The 14,948-nt window shown below is 71.1% G+C and carries 11 protein-coding genes; 5 read left to right on the forward strand and 6 right to left on the reverse strand.

The features are described 5' to 3' along the window. Positions 1-583: 583 nt before the first annotated feature. Complete coding sequence (locus FREUN1FDRAFT_RS00475) at positions 584-2,353, forward strand: DUF262 domain-containing protein (RefSeq protein ID WP_006537941.1); 1,770 nt, start codon at positions 584-586, stop codon at positions 2,351-2,353. Positions 2,354-2,475: 122 nt separating this feature from the next. Further along, entirely contained in the window at positions 2,476-3,423 is a 948-nt protein-coding gene (locus tag FREUN1FDRAFT_RS00480; RefSeq protein WP_232294977.1) for an alpha/beta fold hydrolase, read from the forward strand. 39 nt (positions 3,424-3,462) lie between these two features. On the opposite strand, the gene FREUN1FDRAFT_RS00485 is transcribed toward FREUN1FDRAFT_RS00480, so the two are convergent. The 6 genes from FREUN1FDRAFT_RS00485 to FREUN1FDRAFT_RS00510 form a co-directional block, all read right to left on the reverse strand. Then, positions 3,463-4,653 (reverse strand): amidohydrolase family protein, encoded by a 1,191-nt coding sequence (locus FREUN1FDRAFT_RS00485; RefSeq protein WP_006537943.1) that lies wholly within the window; start codon positions 4,651-4,653, stop codon positions 3,463-3,465. A 116-nt stretch (positions 4,654-4,769) separates the two neighbouring features. Next, positions 4,770-5,567 (reverse strand): coniferyl-alcohol dehydrogenase, encoded by a 798-nt coding sequence (locus FREUN1FDRAFT_RS00490; protein WP_006537944.1) that lies wholly within the window; start codon positions 5,565-5,567, stop codon positions 4,770-4,772. Next, complete coding sequence (locus FREUN1FDRAFT_RS00495) at positions 5,567-6,754, reverse strand: phosphotransferase family protein (protein ID WP_006537945.1); 1,188 nt, start codon at positions 6,752-6,754, stop codon at positions 5,567-5,569. The genes FREUN1FDRAFT_RS00490 and FREUN1FDRAFT_RS00495 overlap by 1 nt, the downstream gene beginning before the upstream one ends. Then, complete coding sequence (locus FREUN1FDRAFT_RS00500; RefSeq protein ID WP_006537946.1) at positions 6,751-7,878, reverse strand: TIGR03857 family LLM class F420-dependent oxidoreductase; 1,128 nt, start codon at positions 7,876-7,878, stop codon at positions 6,751-6,753. Before FREUN1FDRAFT_RS00500 ends, FREUN1FDRAFT_RS00495 begins: the two co-directional genes overlap by 4 nt. A gap of 1 nt (position 7,879) precedes the next feature. Next, positions 7,880-9,337 (reverse strand): aldehyde dehydrogenase, encoded by a 1,458-nt coding sequence (locus tag FREUN1FDRAFT_RS00505; protein ID WP_035948351.1) that lies wholly within the window; start codon positions 9,335-9,337, stop codon positions 7,880-7,882. Further along, positions 9,324-11,024 (reverse strand): acyl-CoA synthetase, encoded by a 1,701-nt coding sequence (locus tag FREUN1FDRAFT_RS00510; protein ID WP_006537948.1) that lies wholly within the window; start codon positions 11,022-11,024, stop codon positions 9,324-9,326. Before FREUN1FDRAFT_RS00510 ends, FREUN1FDRAFT_RS00505 begins: the two co-directional genes overlap by 14 nt. A 284-nt stretch (positions 11,025-11,308) precedes the next feature. Here FREUN1FDRAFT_RS00510 and FREUN1FDRAFT_RS00515 point away from each other — a divergent pair, with 284 nt between their 5' ends. The 3 genes from FREUN1FDRAFT_RS00515 (at position 11,309) to FREUN1FDRAFT_RS00525 (ending at position 14,753) form a co-directional block, all read left to right on the forward strand. Next, positions 11,309-12,319, forward strand: coding sequence for an amidohydrolase family protein (locus FREUN1FDRAFT_RS00515; RefSeq protein WP_006537949.1), 1,011 nt, complete (start codon positions 11,309-11,311; stop codon positions 12,317-12,319). Next, the gene (locus FREUN1FDRAFT_RS00520) at positions 12,316-13,488 is read left to right on the forward strand and encodes an acyl-CoA dehydrogenase family protein (RefSeq protein WP_006537950.1); all 1,173 of its coding nucleotides are present in this window, start codon (positions 12,316-12,318) and stop codon (positions 13,486-13,488) included. The genes FREUN1FDRAFT_RS00515 and FREUN1FDRAFT_RS00520 overlap by 4 nt, the downstream gene beginning before the upstream one ends. Positions 13,489-13,550: 62 nt before the next feature. Next, a complete protein-coding gene (locus tag FREUN1FDRAFT_RS00525; protein WP_006537951.1) occupies positions 13,551-14,753 on the forward strand; it encodes an acyl-CoA dehydrogenase family protein in 1,203 nt (400 codons plus the stop codon). The last annotated feature ends 195 nt before the right edge of the window (positions 14,754-14,948 follow it).

Consider the following 14,948-nt stretch of genomic DNA (forward strand, 5'->3'; position numbering starts at 1 on the left):
CCAGCAGCGTCCGCAGCCGCAGCGGCGGCAGCGGCGGTGGGGGTGTCGTCAGGAGGAACATCAGCAGTTTTGATCATGAGAATCACCGGGCCAGGGGTGCCGTCGACCAGTCGGACCCGTGCATGGTCACACCGACCACCGACAGTTCCCGCAACCCAGGCTCAACCCCGACCCTGCCCGTGGTGACGGCGGGCCCGACCGTGACGGTCCGCGACGGGTGCGGGGGGCGGTTGCGCCGAACCGCCCCCCGCACCCGGGCAAACACCCGCTCGCCAGTGCGCACAACCGCCTGGCCAGCCCGACGCGCTCCATACCCTGCGCCGAAGGCCTCCGGACCCCAACGGCGTTCGTTGGGCAGCGGCGAGAGTCATCCGGCACCGGCATGTCCGCGCCGGTCGCGACCGAGAAGCCCTCGGCCACAAAAATCAATGGAGGCTCACGAGGCGGGCTCGGCGGGCAACCCTTTACACACAACACCCGCAGCCCTGTTCGGTGACGCGGCATAGTCATGTTCGATGGCGGGGGATCATCCAGGTCATCACGCCCAGTCCCCGCACGCACCAAACCAGGGAGCGTTACCCGCATGGCCTTCTGCACTCCAGTGACCGTGGCCGAGGTCCTGGCTGGGATCCACAAGAAGAACTACCTGCTTCCAGCGATCCAGCGGGAGTTCGTCTGGGACACCAGCCAGATCGTGCGCCTGGTGGACAGCCTGATGCGCCGCTACCCGATCGGCTCTTTCCTGTTCTGGGCGATCGAGCCCCAGGAAGCACAGAGCTATACCTTCTACGACTTCCTCACGTACTACCACGAGCGTGATCATCCATATGCGAGCAAGGCGTCGGTCCCGGCCGGCCACGGCGTCACCGCCATACTCGACGGCCAGCAGCGGCTGACCGCGCTCAACATCGCTTTCTACGGCACGCACGCCGAAAAGAAGAAGTACATGGCGGCGAACAACCCGAACGCCTTCCCGAAGAAGGTGCTGTACCTCGACCTGCTCGAGAGCCCGGACAGCGACGAGTCCGACCTGCAGTACAACCTGCGGTTCCTCACCAAGGAGGAGGCGAAGCCAACCGCCGGCGCTCCGGACCGCTGGTTCCCGGTCAGCGGCGCGCTCATGCTTTCCGATGGCGGGCCGGCCGTGATGGACGAGCTCGAGCGGCGAGACATCCTCGGTCATGGCAAGGGCCCGTTCCAGCGCCTGTTCGCCCTATACCACGCCCTCCGAGAGGCGAAGCCGATCAACTACTACCTGGAGGACTCCCAGGACGCCGACAAGGTCGTCGACATCTTCATCCGGGTGAACAGCGGCGGCGCGACGCTGTCGCACTCCGATCTTCTTCTGACGATGGCCACCAACCTGTGGACGGAGCATGATGCCCGGGAGGAGGTACGAGGCCTGGTCGAGGAGCTGAACGGCGGCGGTGGCCGGCACTTCGACTTCTCCAAGGACGTGGCGCTCAAGACCGCGCTGATGGGTGCGGGCGGAGACATCAAGTTCCAGGTCGCCAACTTCACCCCGCGGAGGATGGCGACAGTCGAGAGCCAGTGGGGGGCGACGAAGGACGCGCTCCTGCGTGCTGCCACTCTGCTACAGACTTTCGGCTTCGAGGCCCGTACGCTGACCGCCGACAGCGTCATCATCCCGATTGCCTACTACCTGCGGCACCGCGGTCTGACGGACAGCTACCTGACGTCGTCGGCGGCGGCCGGCGACCGCGCGCAGCTACAAAGCTGGGTCATCCGCTCGCTGCTGAAGCGCGGTATCTGGGGCTCGGGCCTCGACGGGCTGTTGACCCGGATCCGACAGACGATCGACGATCACGGCGCCGACGGATTCCCGATCGAGGAGATCGAGAGCGGGATGACGGCCCTGGGAAAGTCGCTGAGCTTCGACCCGACCGAGGTCGACGACCTGTTGGAAATGAAGTACGGCGGCCAGCGGACCTTCGCGACCCTCGCACTGCTCTACCCGGGCCTCGACCTGTCCAAGCAGTTCCACCAGGACCACATCTTCCCGAAGTCGCGGTTCACCAAGAAGCGGCTGGCCGACGCCGGCATTCCGGCGCACCAGATCGACGCGTACATCGACGCGGTGAACCGGCTGCCGAACCTGCAGCTGCTCGCCGAGATCCCCGGCATCGAGAAGAGCGCCAAGCTGCCTGCGGACTGGCTCGCCGAGAAGTACTGGACCGACGCGAAGCGCAAGCAGTACCAGGCCGACAACGATCTCGACGGCCTGCCTCTCGACCTCACCTCGTTCCTGGACTTCTACGAGCAGCGCAGACAGCGGATGCGCACCCGGCTCACCACGATCCTGGGCATGGCCGCCCCGACGCGCCGGGTCTGACGTCGCGCGGCGACCTTCGCGTCGCCGGGCGACCATCCCTGCTACGCCGGCCACATCCGCACGCACCGGAGAGCCGGGCCGGTCCAGAATTGACCGGTTCTGGCTGGTACGAGAGACGCACGGTGGGGAGCGCAGTGGGCCAGGTCGAGACCGAGGCTGCCGCCAGGCCGGCGGCGCTGGCCGAGTGGGAGACATCCACGCGGGGACCGCGGATGTCCGACTTCGCGCTGCCGGACACCGTGCTGGTGGATGGCACGCCGATCCGTTACGCGGTGTCCGGGTCGGGGAGCCGCGATCTGGTGCTGGTGCACGGCTACCGGGCGCATCACGGGTGGTGGTACCGGATGCTGCCGGCGTTGGAGGAGCGCTGGCGGGTGATCCGGTTCGATCTCAGTGGGCACGGCGACAGCGGGCACCGCGACCGTTACGGCGTGGACGTGTGGACCGCCGACCTGATCGCGGTGCTCGACGCGGTCGGGTCCCGGCAGGCGTTGCTGGTCGGGCACAGCATGGGCGGCCGGATCGCCGCGGTCGCCGGGGCCGATCATCCGGCCCGGTTCGGCGGGATCGTCATGTTCGACTCGATGCTGCGGCCAGCCGGCTCGCCGCCGCCTCCTCGGGTGGCGTCCCTCCCGTCGGGGCGTGAGATCCGTTATCCCACCCGGGACGTCGCCGCGGCGAGGTTCCGGCTGCGCCCGCCGCAGCCGGAGCCGTCCGCCGAGGTGGTCCGCCCGGTCGCCGAGTACGCGGTGCGCCCGAGCACGATCGCCCAGGGCTGGACCTGGAAGTTCGACCAGCGCGGGCTGCCGCTGATCGACAACGACCGGGTGACGGAGAGCCTGGCGCAGCTGCGGAATCCGGTGTGGTTCGTACGTGCCGGGCGCAGCCTCATCGTCACCGACGAGGTCGCCGCGTACGCCCGCGCCGCGCTGCCGGCCGGAACGACGTTCGTGACCGTGCCCGACGCCCACCATCATCTCGTCCTCGACGCCACGGACGAGTGTCTGCTCCTGCTGGCGGACCTGCACGCAGACCTGGCCGCCACGGTGCGTCCGCGATCAGCCAGCTGACCGCGGACGCCCGGGCGTACCGGGAGGATCAGGCGGAGATCAGTCGAGCTTGATTCCGGTGACCGCCAGGGCGTTGTCACGGGCGACCAGCCGGACGTCCGTCTCGCCGAGGCCGGACAGGGACTCGGCCAGGAAGTCCACGGGCTGGCGGACGCCCTCGGCGTGCGGCCAGTCCGAGCCGAGCAGCAGGCGGTCGACCCGGACGTCCTTGACGAGCGTGTCGATGTCGTCCTCCCAGAAGGGGGTGATCCAGACGTGCTCGCCGAACACCTCCCGCGGGGAGTCGCGGAAGTAGCCGGGGTTGCGGTTGGCGGCGTCGTCGAGGCGGTGCAGCAGCTCGGGCACCCAGGAGGCGCCGTTCTCCACACTGGCGAAGCGCAGCGCCGGGAACCGGTCGAAGATCCGGTGGCAGACCGCGGCGGCGTAGAAGTCGCTGACCGCGCGGCTCTTCGTGACGATGCCGCGCAGCGGCGAGCGGAACAGCGAGGTCTCCTCGCCGCCCGGCTCCCACATCTGCACGAGGGCGTCGTATCCGTCCAGGCCGGCGTGCGTGGCCACCGCGACGCCGGCTTCGGCGGCCAGGCCCCAGAACGGGTCGTAGACCGGGTCGAACGGCGAGCGGTAGCCGCCGGCCACCGGCACCGGGGCGTTGCGCACGTTCACGACGAGGGCACCGCCGTCGATGAGGCGGCGCAGCTCCTCGGCGGCGAACACCGGGTCGAGCAGCGGGATGTAGGGCACCGCGAACAGGCGGTTCTCGTAGCGGAAGCCCCAGTCGTCGTCCAGCCACCGGTTGAACGCCTGGAACACCTTGCCGGCGGCGTCGGTGTCGCGCTTGAGTGCGTCCTCGAGGCCGACACCGAGGGTCGGGAACACCAGCATGGCGGCGAGGCCCTGCTCGTCCATCACCCGCAGCCGGGCCGCGCGGTCGTGGTATTCGGCGGGCAGCGGCTCCAGCTCACCGAACGCGTCCTTGATCTGCTGCTGGCGCGGGTTGCCCCGGTACCAGTCGTACAGCGCGCCCGGCTTCGCGACGGGGTTGAACGTCGGGTTGGCGATGTACGAGTTGAGGGTGCCGCCCACGAGCAGGCGCCGCCGGCCGTTCACCTCGGCCCAGCGGACCCCACGGTTACGCAGCGAGGGGTCCTGGTATCTCGTGAAGGCGTCCTCGGCCTCGTAGTAGTGGTTGTCGAAGTCGAAGATCCATGGCTTGGTCTCCGGGCTGGTCACGATCCACCTCGCTTCCCGATCACTGTCACTGTCGCGCGTCGGTTCATCGACGTCCACGTTTCAAAGTCGACGTCGATGTCAATACTAGGCTACCGGTCGCCCCGGCGCTGGCGTCCTCAGTCGGTCTGGCCGGTGATGAGCGCGGCCTGCAGGCCCGCGTCCACCGGGATGTTCACACCGTTGAGGTAACCGGCGGCGTCCGAGCCGAGGAAGGCCAGGATCCGCGCGACCTCGGCCGGCGTGGCCGCCCGCCCGTTGCCCTGCCGGACCGACCAGTCGATGAGCTCGTCGGTCATCGTCACCCGGAAGTCACTCAGCAGCGGCGTGCTGACCGGGCCGGGGCAGGCGCTGTTGATCCGCGTCCGCGCCCAGCTGGCCCCGCGTGCCGCGTAGTGCGTGTAGAGCTGGGTGCACTCCTTGGACAGCGCATACGGGTCGGCAGCCAGGTCGGGGTGAGCGTCAAGCCAGGCCAGGGCCTCGTCCCAGTCGTCGATCGCCAGCAGCTTGAGCAGCTCGTCCTTGTGCGCCTGCCAGCCGATGCCGGCCATGGACGAGGTGATGACGACGGCCGCACCGGCCGGCATCCGCACCGCCAGCTCCTGGGTCAGCCGCCGGACCGCCAGGTAGTTCACGCTGAACACGACCGGCGCCGGCTGCGTGCCCGCGACACCGGCGTTGTTGAACAGCACGTGGACGGGGCCCTCGATCGCCGCCACGGCCGCGTCGACACCGGCCTGGGACGACAGGTCGGCCTCGATGAAATGGTCGACCTTGGCATCCGGAGGATTGCGGTCGATCACGGTGATGTCGGCGGCGCCGAGATCCTGGAGCAGGTCGAGCAGGGCCGCGCCGATGCCGGAGGCACCGCCGGTGACGACCACCCGCCGCCCGTGATAGCCGAACGGATTCCCCATCAGATCTCCCCGGTGGTCGCGAGCAGGTCGAGGACGCCCAGGTCGCGAATCGCGCGGGCCGCGTTGGTGGCCATCGACAGGAACATCCGATCGGAGCTGTCCGTGCGCGGAGCACTCGCGTACACGCAGCCGATCATCGTGATCAGCGGGCCCTGCAGCATTCCGCGCCGGTAGTCCTCGAAACAGTCCGCACCCGAGTAGCCGGTGACGCCGTACTCGACGAGCTGGTCGTGGTAGGCGGCGACCAGCTCCGCCTCCTGGGCCCGCCGCTGCGCCGGCGCCAGCGCGGTGGACAGGAAGTAGGCGAGGTCCCGCCCCGGAAAACCGATCTCCAGCGTCTGCCAGTCGACGGCCTGGACGTCCGAGTCGCCGGTGAACAGGAGGTTGTCGAGCCGGTAGTCCCCGTGGATCAGGGAACGGCGGGTGGCCGTGTGCCGGCCCCAGCCGCTGACGAGGGCCGCCGCGCGCAGCAGCGTGTCGGCGTCCTCCGGTTCGAGCTGCTCCCGGTACCGCTCGGTGAACTCGGCGGCCGCCGCCGTCACGACCTTGCCGAGGTAGGCCATGCCGTTGTCATCCGCGCGGACCGGCCAGGCGGTGTCCCGCCCGAGCCGGGCGTCCTTCCCGAAGCCCTCGTCTCCGCCCAGGTTCTCGTCGTTCCAGAACGGGGCGTGCAGGCCCGCGAGGTTCCGCACGGCGATCGCCGCCCGCGCGGGCGAGCAGCCGTCGAGCTGGCTGCCGGCCTCGGCCGGATGGGCGTCGTCGAGCACCAGGGTGAACCGGAGCAGGTCGTCGCTGACCGCGGCGTACCAGCAGCGGGGCGTCCGAATCGCCGCCCGGTGCGCGAAGTGGGCGTAGAAGCCGACCTCGTTGCGGTAGGCGGACCGCAGCCGCCGGCGGACGTCCGGCGCACCGGCGGCCATCTTGACCACCAGGCTGGCCGGCGCCCCACCTCCGTCGAGGTGGAAGCGGTAGCTGACGGCCGTCTGGCCGGTGCCGACCGGCTCGAACCGCACCGCGGTCACCTCGGCGTCGAGACCGCCCGCCCGCAGGACGTCGGTCATCCACCCCGGTGTGATCTCGGCGGGGTCGTCGACGATCCCGGGGCCGCCGCCCAGGACCGCCGCCTGCCCTGACGCGGCCGGTGACGCGGCCGGTGATGCGGCTGGTGCGCGAACGTCACCGGTCATGCGACCCGCCCGGGGTTCGCCGGCAGGTCACGGACGGCCGGCGGACGGATCCCCCGGTACGCGTCCACCACCGAGGTGAGCTCCGTCGGCGTCGCGCCGTGCATGATCACACCCGTCACACCGAGGTCGAACTGGCGGGCGACGGCCTGGGCGCACTGCCGCGGGCTGCCGGTCGCGCTGGTCGCGATCCACTCCGCCGGGATCAGCGTGGCGAGATGCTCCAGCTCGGCGGTGGTCGCCTTCGCGTCAAAGGCGCCCTTGAAGCCGCGGACGAACGTGTCGGCCCGGAAACGCTCCAGCACCGCCGGGTCCCAGTCGTTGACCCGCACCATCAGGTCGCCGTAGCCCTGCAGGTAGGAGGCGAGCCGACCGATGGTCTTGAGCAGCCGCCGGTCCTCGGGGATCTCGTCGGAGACGGTGGCGAGCACCGACCACACCCGCACCTCGGCCGGGTCCCGCCCCACCGACTTCGCTCCCCGGGCGACGGCGGCGAGCGCCTCGGTGACGGCGGCGTCCGAGTAGAAGGTGTGCAGCACGACCGCGTCGAGGCACCGCCCGGCGAGCTCCAGGGTGCGGGTGCCGAGCGCGGCGATGAGGATCGGGATGTCCTCGTCGAAGTCCCGGTCCTGGTGCAGATAGGGGAACTTGCCGGCCGGGCCGTCGTGGCCGAGCACCATCTCGCCCTTCCACAGCCGGCGCAGCAGTGCTACGACGTCCTCGATCTGCGCGCCGGTGATCGGTGCCAGGCCAAGCGCCTTGAACAGGCCGTCGAAGCCGCGGCCGAGGCCGAGCGCGAACCGGCCGCCGGTCAGGCGGTGCATCGTGGTCGCCATCGTCGCGGTGACGATCGGATGGCGGGTGTTGTGGTTCGTCGCGGCGGTCGCGATGCCGATCGTGTCGCTGACCGCGCCGGCGGCGCCGGAGAGCGTCGCCGCGTCCTTGGTGCTGAACCGCTCCGAGATGAACGCGGCACCCAGGCCCAGCTCCTCGGCCTGGCGCACCTCGTCGACCAGGTCGCGCGGGCTCCCGCTGTGCCCGGCGAGGGTGTAGAAACCGAGCTCGGTGAGCTGGCTGCGCGCCCCGGTCGCCGCCGTCGCCGTGGTTTCGGTGGTCTGTGATGTCATGTCACGCTCCTGGCGGGGTGGAACCGGCCGGCAGGTTGACCGTCTGGTAGGTCAGGTAGGCCGCGAGGGCCTCCGGGCCCAGCTCACGACCGATCCCGGAATCCTTGACGCCGCCGAACGGCGCGACGTTGTCGAGCATGAACATGTTGACGCCGAGCACGCCGACGTCGATCCGGTCGGCCAGGGCGTAGCCCGCCTCGACGTCGGACGTCCAGATCGTGCCGCCCAGCCCGTAGCGGGTGCCGTTGGCGATCGCGATCGCGTCGTCCACCGTGTCGTAGGGGATGACGGTCAGCACCGGGCCGAAGATCTCCTCCTGCGCGATCCGCATCGCCGGGTCGACGTCGGTGAAGACGGTCGGTTCGACGAAGAAGCCGCGCGACTGCCCGGCGGGCCGGCCACCGCCGAGGGCCAGCGTGGCGCCCTCGCCCCGCCCGATCCCGATGTACTCCTCGACCCGGTCCCGCTGCCGGCCGCTGGCCAGCGGCCCGAGCCCGGTGGCCTCGTCCAGCGGATCGCCGACCTTCAGCGCGCCGACCGCCGCGAGCAGGCCCTCGACCAGCTCGGCGTGACGGTCACGGGGTGCCAGGATGCGGGTCTGCGCGACGCAGGCCTGCCCGTTGAGCATGAAGCCGTACTGCAGGATCCCCGGCAGCGCACGGCCGAGGTCCGCGTCCGGGAGCACGAGCGCCGCACCCTTGCCGCCGAGCTCCAGGCTCACCGGGCGCAGCAGCTCCCCGCACAGGGCGGCGATGCGCCGGCCGGCCGCGGTGCTGCCGGTGAACGAGATCTTGTCGACGCCCGGGTGGGTCACCAGGTACTCGCTGACGTCCCGGTCGGCCGGGACGACGTTGAGCACACCGGGCGGCAGGTCGGCGTCCGCGGCGGCCTCGGCGAGGATCTGCAGGGACAGCGGGGCGTCCGGCGCCGGCTTGAGCACGACGGTGCAGCCGGCGAGCAGCGCCGGGCCCAGCTTGAGCGCGCTCAGGTAGAGCGGCACGTTCCAGGCCACGATCGCGCCGACGACCCCCACCGGGCGCCGGCGCACGACGGTCGGCCCGAGCATTCCCGCCCTGGTCTCGGTGAAGGCGATCTCGGGGGCGAGCCCGGCGTAGTAGTCCAGCGTCATCGTCGCCATCAGCACCTGCGCCAGCCGGGCCGCGGCGACGGGGGTGCCGTTCTCCTGGCTGATCGTGACGGCCAGTTCCTCGGAGCGCGCCTGCAGCGCCTTCGACAGCCGGCCCAGTGCCGCGCCGCGCTCCGCCGGGTCCAGCCGGGGCCACGGCCCGGAGTCGAAGGCGGCGCGGGCGGCGGCGACGGCCCGGTCGACGTCCGCGCGCTGCCCCACGGGCACCGAGCCGATGACCTCCTCGCTGCCGGCGGAGATCACCTCGAACACCTCGGCGCTGGCCGGGGCGGTCCAGCGCCCGTCGATGTAGAGCTCGTTACGCACGCTCACCGCTCTCCTCCACTTCGTGGTCTTCCTGGATGTCTTCGGTCGAGGCCGGCGACACAGCCGGCGACGCGGCCGGCGCGGGCGCGGCTGCCGGTGGCTCCGCGGCCAGGCGGTCGAGGTACTGCTGGCGGAGCGGGACCTTGTAGAGCTTTCCGGTCGGCAGCCGCGGCAGTTCCGCCGCGAAGTCGACGACCCGCGGAACCTTCGGCCCGGCGAGGTGCGCCCGGACATGGGCGCGCAGCTGTTCGGCCAGCTCCGGTGTCGGTTCCACCCCTGCGACGGGCTGGACGACCGCGTGCACGTACTCGCCCATCTCCGGGTCGGGCAGGCCGAAGACGGCCACGTCCTCGACGTCCGGGTGGATCGTGAGGCAGGCCTCGATCTCCGCCGGGTAGATGTTCACCCCACCCGAGATGATGGTGAACGAGCTACGGTCGGTGAGATAAAGGTAGCCGTCCTCGTCGACGTAGCCCAGGTCCCCCAGCGACAGCCAGTTGGCGTGCTGCGGGTGCCGGGCCGACAGCGTCTTCTCCTGGTCGTTGTGGTACTCGAAGACGGTGTCCTCGCGCTCGAAGTAGATCGAGCCCGTCTCACCGGCGGGCAGCTCGGCGCCGTCCGGCCCGCAGACGCGGATCGTGCCCAGCGACGCCCGGCCGACCGAGCCGGGGCGTTCAAGCCACTCCGCCGACGAGATCACCGTCATGCCGGCGCCTTCGGTGCCGGAGTAGTACTCGGTCACGATCGGGCCGAACCAGTCGATGATCTGCTGCTTCACCGGCACCGGGCACGGCGCTCCGGCGTGCAGCACCCGCTGCAGGCTGGACAGGTCGTAGCGCCGGCGGATCTCCGCCGGGAGCTTCAGCAGGCGGACGAACATCGTCGGCACCGCCTGCAGATGGGTGACCCGCTCCCGCTCGATCACCTCGAGCATCTCCCGGGCGTCGAACTTCTCCATGATCACCACGGTGGCGCCCAGCTCGTGCGCTCCGCGCACCCAGCCCAGCGGGGCGGCGTGGTAGAGCGGCGCCGGGCACAGATACACCGAGCGCTCGCTCATGCCGGCGAGGCTGCGGCACATCCGGGCGCCCTTCGCCACGATGGGCACGCTGCCGTCCAGCTCCTGCAGCGGCCGCTTGATCCCCTTCGGCCGCCCGGTGGTGCCCGAGGAGTAGAGCATCAGCTCACCCATCACGAGCCGTGCGGGGCTCTCGGCGGGCACCGCGGCGATAGCGGCCTCGTAGGCCTCGAACCCGTCGGCGCCGCCGCCGTCGGCGCCCTCCCGGACGCCGTCGATCATCAGGCGGGTCGCGCAGCCCGGCACGTCGCGGACCGCGGGGACCGCGGCCGCGGCGAGCGTCGCCGTCGTCACCAGGGCGCAGGCCCCCGAGTCGCGCAGGATGTAGGCGATCTCCTCAGCGGTGCCGTACCGGTTGACAGCCGTGATGTACAGGCCCGACCGCACGGCCGCCCACAGCACCTCCATGAACCGCGGGTGGTTCTCCGCGAGCAGCGCGACGACGTCGCCGGCGACCAGCCCGCGGTCGCTCAGGAGCCGGGCCAGCCGGGCGGACCGCTCGTTGAGGGCGCCGTAGGTGATGACCTGCCGGCCGCGGGCCATGATCACCGCGGGCCGGTCCGGATCGTAGGTCGCGTAGCCGCTGGGATCTGCCACGTAGCCGCTGGACTGCATATGTCCTCATGTCCTCCAGCCTCACCGGCGAGGTGCTGGGTCCTCCGGCCGTGATGGACGTGGACGGCGTGGAAATGGGATGTTCGTTTTGCGGGTCGGTGCGCCGGGCCGGAGCCGCGAAAGATCGGTCCGCCGCCGCGGGAGCGAGCGTAACGCACCTTGATATCGATGTCGACATCGAGACCGGTTGGCGGCTATCGTGAGCCCGGTCCCGCCCGCACCACATCGCCGCACGACCCGATCACCGCACATCCCGGCATCACGTCGCCGCCGCACGTCGTCACATGTCGCCACATGTCGCCGCGCGTCCCGGCATCAGTCACGGCATCACGTCACGGAAGGTGTCCAAGGTGGCTTCCGCGCACCCGTCCCCCGCCGCTCCGGTCGCGCACGACCGCCCCTGGCCGCTTGACCTCGGTGTGATCGACACGCTGGTAGGGCTCCCCCAGGACCCGGCCGCGCTGTACCGGCAGATCCGTTCCGTGCTGCGCGACAAGGAGTCGCGTGAGGACTTCGTGATGCCGGCGTCGTACATGTTCCACGACGTGCCGACCGCCCACGAGGCCGAGGACGCGGACCCGGTCGCCCTCGTGCTCGGCGAGATGGACCGCCACGGGATCGACGTCGCGCTGATCAGCCTCAGCGCCAACACCGAGGTCGCCCAGCGCGCGCTCACCGAGCACCCGGGCCGGTTCGTCGCCTCGTGGACCTGCGACCCGAACCAGGGGATGGCGGGGCTGCGCACCCTCGTCCGCATGCACGAGGAATGGGGTGTCCGCGCAGCGTCGCTGTTCCCGCACGGGGTCTCCCCGCAGGTCGCGATCGACGCGCCGCAGATGTACCCGATCTACGCCAAGTGCGTCGAGCTGGAGATCCCCGTCTTCGTGTCGGTCGGGATCGCCGGCCCCCGGGTCCCGTCCATGGTGCAGCGCGTCGAGCTCATCGACCAGGTGATGTACGACTTCCCCGAGCTCGTCTTCGTGATGCGCCACGGTGCCGAACCGTGGACGGACCTCGCGGTGAAGCTGATGCTCAAATGGCCGAACCTCTACTACTCGACCAGCGCCTTCTCGCCGCGCTACTACCCGGCGAACATCATCGACTACGCCAACACCCGCGGCGCGGACAAAATCATCTACGGCGGCTACTTCCCGATGGGCCTCAGCCTCGACCGGATCATGACGGAGCTGGCCCAGGTCCCCCTGAAGGCGGATGTCTGGCCGAAGTTCCTCCGCGAGAACGCCGCCCGCGTTCTCGGCCTCGGCCTCGGCAACACTGACGGGACGGCCGCGTGAACCTCGCCTTCTCCGACGAGCAGAACGAGCTGCGCCGCACGGTCCGCGACTTCCTCGAGAAGAACTCGCCCGAGACCGAGGTCCGGCGCCTCATGGAGACGGCCGAGGGCTACGACCCGGACGTCTGGCACCAGCTCGCCGCCGAACTGGGCATCGCGGGGCTGGCGGTGCCGGAGGAGTACGGCGGCGCCGGCTGCGGATTCGTCGAACTGGGCATCGTCCTGGAGGAGGCGGGACGCGCGCTGCTGTGCGCGCCCCTGCTGTCGACCGTGGTCCTCGCCGCCTCCACCCTGCTCGAGCTGGGTGACGAGGGCGCGTGCGCCGACTACCTGCCCGGCATCGCCGACGGGACGACCCTGGCCACCCTCGCACTCACCGAGTCCACCGGCCGCTGGAACGACCCCGACGCCGTCACCTGCACCGCTTCCCCAAGCGGGGGCACGGGCGGCGGCGCGGACACGGGCGGCTGGACCGTCTCGGGCCGCAAGTCGTTCGTGCCCGACGGGCAGACCGCCGCGCTGCTGCTCGTGGTGGCCCGCACCGACGCCGGCCTCAGCGTGTTCGCCGTCGCCGGCGACGTCCCGCAGGTGCGGCGCGAACCGCGCGCAACCCTCGACCAGACCCGCCGGCAGGCCGACCTCACCTTCACCGCCGCCCCCGCCCGCCTGCTCGGCACCGACGGCGCGGCCTGGCCGGCCCTCGAGCGGGTGCTCGACCTCGCCGCGATCGCCGTCGCCGCCGAACAGGTCGGCGCCGCCTCGCGGGTGCTGGACATGGCGGTCGACTACGCGAAGACCCGGGTCCAGTTCGGCCGCCCGATCGGCGCGTTCCAGGCCATCAAGCACAAGCTCGCCGACCTGCACCTGGCCGTCGAGTCGGCGCGTTCTGCCGCCTACCACGGCCTGTGGGCCGCGGCCGAAAGCCCGCTCGAACTGCCGGCGGCGGCCAGCCTCGCCAAGGCCTGCTGCGGCGACGCCTTCGTCACCGCCGCCACGGAGAACATCCAGGTGCACGGCGGCATCGGCTTCACCTGGGAGCACCCGGCCCACCTCTACCTGAAGCGGGCCCACAGCTCCCGGCAGCTGTTCGGCAACGCGGCGCACCACCGCCAGCGCCTCGCCCAGGTGCTGCTCGCCGAACTCCCCGAAACGCCCGCGCTCCCCGCCTGAGCCGGCCCGCGAACATCTCCCGAACGCCCGTCGTCATGAATCCCAGCGGAGGCGCAGACCCGATGCCGAACCCAGCCGCCCCGGTGTCCGACCGGCCCGCCGAGGGGCGGTCGGAGTTCCAGGCCCGCGTCCACGAGTGGTTCACCGCGAACGCGCCACGCAAGGGCTCACCGGAGGACTTCTCCGCGGTACACATCGTCAGCGCCGCCACCGCCGAGGAGTACCGCGCGCAGGAACAGCACGCGATCTCCGTGACCCGCACGTGGCAGCGCAGACTCTTCGACGCCGGCCTCGCCGGCCGCTCATGGCGGCCCGAGTACGGCGGGCACGGCGCACCCGACTGGCAGGACGAGGTCGTCATCGAGGAGCAGGCCCGCTGGGGCGTGTCGACGAAGATGTTCGCCGTCGGCCTCGAGATGGTGCCCGCGGTGCTGTTCAGGCACGGCACCCACGAGCAGCGCGCCACCTTCCTGCCGCCGATCCTGCGCGGCGAGCACAGCTGGTGCCAGCTGCTGTCCGAGCCGGGCGCCGGCTCCGACCTGGCCAACGTGCAGACCCGGGCGACCCCGGTCGACGGCGGCGGCTGGTCGGTCACCGGCCAGAAGGTGTGGACGTCCAACGCCGGCTGCAGTGAGTACGCGCTGCTCGTCGCCCGCACCGGCAGCCGCGAGGAGGGCCGCGCGGGCCTGTCCTGCTTCCTGCTGGAGATGGCGCAGCCCGGCGTCGACATCCGCCCGCTGCGGCAGATGTCCGGGGCGTACCACTTCAACGAGGTGTTCCTCGACGACGTCCACGTGCCGGAGAACGGTCTGATCGGTGCCCCCGGCGAAGGCTGGGCGGTGCTGCGCACGATGCTCGCGAGCGAACGCGCGGCGATCGGCGGTGGCACCAGCGCCCGCTCCGCCACCCAGCTCGTCGGCCTGGCCCGCACCCTCGGCTGCGACGGCGACCCGGTCGTGCGGGACCTGCTCGCCCAGGCCGCGATCCGGGAACGCACCCTCGACCTGCTGCGCGCCCGGATCGCCGCCGGCCACGCCGTCGCCGCCGCCGGCCCGACCACGAAGCTGCTCTACTCCGAGCACGCCCGCCTCAGCGCCGACGCGGCGACGACCATCCTCGGGATGGCCGCGACCGTCGTCGACGACGAGGTGTCCGCCCCGTGGATCGAACGGCTGCTGTTCGCCCCCGGCCTGCGCCTGGGCGGCGGCACCGACGAGATCCAGCGCAACGCCATCGCCGAACGGGGTCTGGGCCTGCCCCGCTGAGCTCGTCGTTGATCCCGGCCTCTCACCGGGTCGGGCTTCGCACGGTCGGGCTTCGTGGTTTCTGACGGCCGTGGTCAGGTTCCAGCGCAGGCTCGACCGTCCCGCGCTGACGGCTAAGGGGCCGCTTGTGTCCCGTGCCCGCAGGGTGTTGACACCCCTTTCCGCGCGGGAGCCGCAAGCCCTGGACAACTGATT

Origin of the sequence: Parafrankia sp. EUN1f (genome assembly GCF_000177675.1) — a bacterium.
In the GTDB taxonomy this organism is placed as follows: Bacteria; Actinomycetota; Actinomycetes; order Frankiales; family Frankiaceae; genus Parafrankia.

What these genes read in the sequence shown, in the direction of transcription:
- FREUN1FDRAFT_RS00510 (WP_006537948.1), bottom strand. Translation starts at nt 11,024, where the DNA reads ATGCAGTCCAGCGGCTACGTGGCAGATCCCAGCGGCTACGCGACCTAC.
- FREUN1FDRAFT_RS00475 (WP_006537941.1), top strand. Translation starts at nt 584, where the DNA reads ATGGCCTTCTGCACTCCAGTGACCGTGGCCGAGGTCCTGGCTGGGATC.
- FREUN1FDRAFT_RS00500 (WP_006537946.1), bottom strand. Translation starts at nt 7,878, where the DNA reads ATGACATCACAGACCACCGAAACCACGGCGACGGCGGCGACCGGGGCG.
- FREUN1FDRAFT_RS00490 (WP_006537944.1), bottom strand. Translation starts at nt 5,567, where the DNA reads ATGGGGAATCCGTTCGGCTATCACGGGCGGCGGGTGGTCGTCACCGGC.
- FREUN1FDRAFT_RS00515 (WP_006537949.1), top strand. Translation starts at nt 11,309, where the DNA reads ATGTCGCCACATGTCGCCGCGCGTCCCGGCATCAGTCACGGCATCACG.
- FREUN1FDRAFT_RS00495 (WP_006537945.1), bottom strand. Translation starts at nt 6,754, where the DNA reads ATGACCGGTGACGTTCGCGCACCAGCCGCATCACCGGCCGCGTCACCG.
- FREUN1FDRAFT_RS00525 (WP_006537951.1), top strand. Translation starts at nt 13,551, where the DNA reads ATGCCGAACCCAGCCGCCCCGGTGTCCGACCGGCCCGCCGAGGGGCGG.